The sequence below is a fragment of the Okeania sp. SIO3B5 genome (genome assembly GCF_010692555.1).
Lineage (GTDB): Bacteria > Cyanobacteriota > Cyanobacteriia > Cyanobacteriales > Microcoleaceae > Okeania.
Genome location: NZ_JAAHHG010000766.1, coordinates 1 through 3,351, shown reverse-complemented (window position 1 = coordinate 3,351; position 3,351 = coordinate 1). Strand labels below are relative to the sequence as shown.

The following is a 3,351-nucleotide window of genomic DNA, read 5'->3' as shown; positions in this document are numbered from 1 at the left end:
TATCGCGCTTATTGACTGATATTGGTTTGAGCAATTTTAGATCTGGAAAAAGTGCGAGGTTTTAGGTGGTAATGGTTCAAAAATTCAGGATTTTGCTCAAGAGTTGGGCAGAACAATCTTGGGAAAAAACGCCCGCTCCTACCTCCTCCAAATTCCCATTTCTCCTATCCCCCTCCTGGGAGGGGTTAGGGGTGGGTTGTCTCCTGTCTCCTAACTTCACCCATAAGACTTTTTCAGCAAGCCCTAAATATTTATCCCTTCTTCCTTCTTCCTTCTTCCTTCTTTTGTACGGACGTTGCATGCAACATCCCTACCATTTGTAACAAACATTTATCACGCTTGGTATAACACGAAAAACATGATTGGAGTCATTGAAGGCGAGTTGCTAGTTTTATTAAACTACATCGTATCCGGAGGACTCAACTTTTTCAGTGGAGGAAAGTCCTTGAGGGTATCCTAACCCATGATTGATGGGCGGAACATCAACTTTCACAGCAAGTACGCATTGAAACGGGTGAGCCACGAAATCATTTGCACTCACCAATACCGTATCACAATAATCTTTAAATATCTCCTTTTCTCTAAGAGTAAGTATGGGAGCAGGTTAACGAAGTCAGAAGTCATATCATGTCCGGTTGAATACTTATACTTTGGAGAAGGTAAGGCAGAAGGCAGGAGGCAGGAGGAAAGAAAAAGTTAGAAGGGAAAAGATTTTTTTATCACTGATTATCCGGACATGATATCAGAAGTCAGAAGTCAGAAGTTATTTTTGTAACGGGGATTTGAGCAATTCTCCAAAAATATTGCGCCTTAAAAGGCGGGGTTTTAGACTCATGTTATTTTGATAATTATTGCGAACAGCATTTACAGCGCTTTTCGCTCTTGATGAACCACATCGTCATAACCAAAACCCTGTAGGGACGTTGCATGCAACGTCCCTACTGTGGTCTACTGAAATGAAAACCGCTGTAAAAATGAGTTTAAATGCACAACAGTACATCGGGTTTGCTGAAAAACGAGATTAGCAAGTCGAGACTTGCCAGCACGACTAACACCTCCAATAATAACTGTACCCATGCTCTCAATTTTTTTTTCCACGACTACTCCAAATTATTAATTATTAATTATTAATTATTAATTGTTGAAGCACCTACAACATATTTTCGTCATTATAATTTAGAAATTACACAAGATTCGCGATCGCTCTCTACTAATTATTTAATCTAATTGCGATCGCATTGCTTTCTATTTAGGGTTTGCTGATTAAATCTAAAAGCATTAACATATAAAGATTTTAGCCTTTTTGTGGCCTTTAAAAAGTACCTGGTTTTCAGCTCTTCACGCTCAAAAAGTTAGTATTTTAGGCGCATAGTTGGGCAGAAAAATTAAGGGACAAAACTTAGCTTCTAACTTCCCCTAAATTCCCATTTCTCCTGTCTCCTGTCTCTTGTCTCCTGTCTCCTACCCCAGCAAAAAGACTTTCCATACGCAAGCCTTATTTAATTGAATAAATACAGCACAGATAATTTGAAGAGGCAGTCAACCTTGTTACAAATTTATTAGAATTAGAGTTATTTTAATTATTATTAAATAAGATGGGAAATAAACTAGCTGCTTTGTATTGATTAATACAGCTAATTATAGACTAAAGCTTTGAAATGTATATTGTTATCAGTACAGAAACAGATAACTTAATGTTAACTAATTATTAGGTATATAAACTCTTGTAGATATAGCAATAGATAGGTAGGTTAAGACTTGTGCGGATGACGATTCTAACCAGGGAAAATGTTTTTCCCACTGTTCCCTACTATAAATCTCAGGAAGTCTGGTCTCATAAAGATTTGCGATCGCTCTTAGCTATTTATTGACAAAAAGTATGAAATATGGTAAAAAATAATATCTGACAAAAGACTTTTATATTGAGTTTATTGTTAAGTAATAATTAAGGAATCATAGTGTAATAATTAAGGAATTATAGTGTAATTTTACACTTCCTCTACGCTTCATCAACCATTTACAGGCAAAAAACTATATAATTAGGAAAAAACCATGAACATTCTACTTACAGAGAATTCAGGTAAGCATAAAGTCGAAGATCCAACTCCCACTAATAACTCAGAAATGGCAGCTCAAATGCAACAAATGAGTTTGATGATTGCCGAATCACTACATGAAGAAGATCAATATCAAGAGGACTCTAGTATGAATATACAGGCTGTAACTCTCCCATTATCAGAAAATTCACAAGATATAGATGATGCAGTAGGAGCATTATTTAAGCAAATGTCTCGCTATCCTCTTCTCAGCCAAAAAGAAGAAGTAGAATTAGCCAGGTTGATCCAAGAGTTAGTTATCTTTGAACAACTGCCAGAAAAACTAGCAAATAACTTAGGGCGAAAGCCTACAAAAGCTGAAATAGCAGGAGCAGCAGGTTTAACAGAAGTACAACTATCTCATCGCTTACATAAGTGTCGTGCCGCCAAACGGCGAATGATTAGCTCCAACCTCCGTCTAGTAGTTTCCATTGCCAAACGCTATCTCAACCGAGGAGTACCCTTTCTAGACTTGATTCAAGAAGGAGCATTAGGACTAAACCGTGCCACAGAAAAATTTGACCCAGAGAAAGGTTACAAATTCTCCACCTATGCCTATTGGTGGATTCGTCAAGGAATAACTCGTACTATTGCTAATCAAGGACGTACTATTCGTTTACCAGTTCATGTAGTAGAACAGATTAACAAACTTAAACGAGTCTACCGCGACTTACGACGGAAGCTAAATCGTATCCCCAGTGATGCCGAAATTGCTCAAGCACTAGAAATTTCTCACCAACAACTGCGTAACCTCCAACAAATTCGCCGGAAAACCCTTTCTCTCAACCATCGTTTAGGTACTGACGAAAATAGTGAACTACTAGACTTCCTAGAAGATAATGAAAGTAGCACTCCCGAAGCGCAGATGAATGATATGATGATGCGCCAGGATATCTTGGAAGTCTTAAATCATGTATTAAGCGATCGCGAACAAGATGTCATCACTCTCCGATATGGTTTACTCACAGGAGAACCTCATACTTTAGATGAAGTGAGTCGCATGATTAATCTATCCAGGGAGCGGGTAAGGCAAATTCAAGCTAAGGCCATGCGGAAATTACGTCGTCCTCAAGTAGCTGAACGTTTGAAAGAATGGTTAAATCGATTTTAATAAAATTTCAAGAATTTAGAATTTAGAATTTAGAATTTAGAATTTAGAATTACCTCTCCTTTAAAAGAAGAGGATTGACTCAAAGGAAAATTTTTCTTTTTATCCTCTTAAAAGAGGAGGCTTTCAACCGCAATTTTTCGGTAA

2 protein-coding genes are annotated in these 3,351 nt (G+C 37.5%); one reads left to right on the top strand and one right to left on the bottom strand.

The annotated features are described in order from the left end of the window. Nucleotides 1-76: 76 nt before the first annotated feature. Entirely contained in the window at nucleotides 77-301 is a 225-nt protein-coding gene (locus tag F6K54_RS42140) for a hypothetical protein (protein ID WP_293090446.1), read from the bottom strand. A 1,751-nt stretch (nucleotides 302-2,052) separates the two neighbouring features. Between F6K54_RS42140 and F6K54_RS42135 the strand changes: the two genes are divergently transcribed. Further along, on the top strand, nucleotides 2,053-3,207 hold the full coding sequence (locus tag F6K54_RS42135; RefSeq protein ID WP_366558400.1) for an RNA polymerase sigma factor, RpoD/SigA family: 1,155 nt from the start codon (nucleotides 2,053-2,055) through the stop codon (nucleotides 3,205-3,207). Nucleotides 3,208-3,351: the final 144 nt, after the last annotated feature.

Bases quoted from the DNA above. Each gene is read 5' to 3' on its own strand.
- F6K54_RS42140 (WP_293090446.1), bottom strand. From the start codon at position 301: ATGCAACGTCCGTACAAAAGAAGGAAGAAGGAAGAAGGAAGAAGGGAT.
- F6K54_RS42135 (WP_366558400.1), top strand. From the start codon at position 2,053: ATGAACATTCTACTTACAGAGAATTCAGGTAAGCATAAAGTCGAAGAT.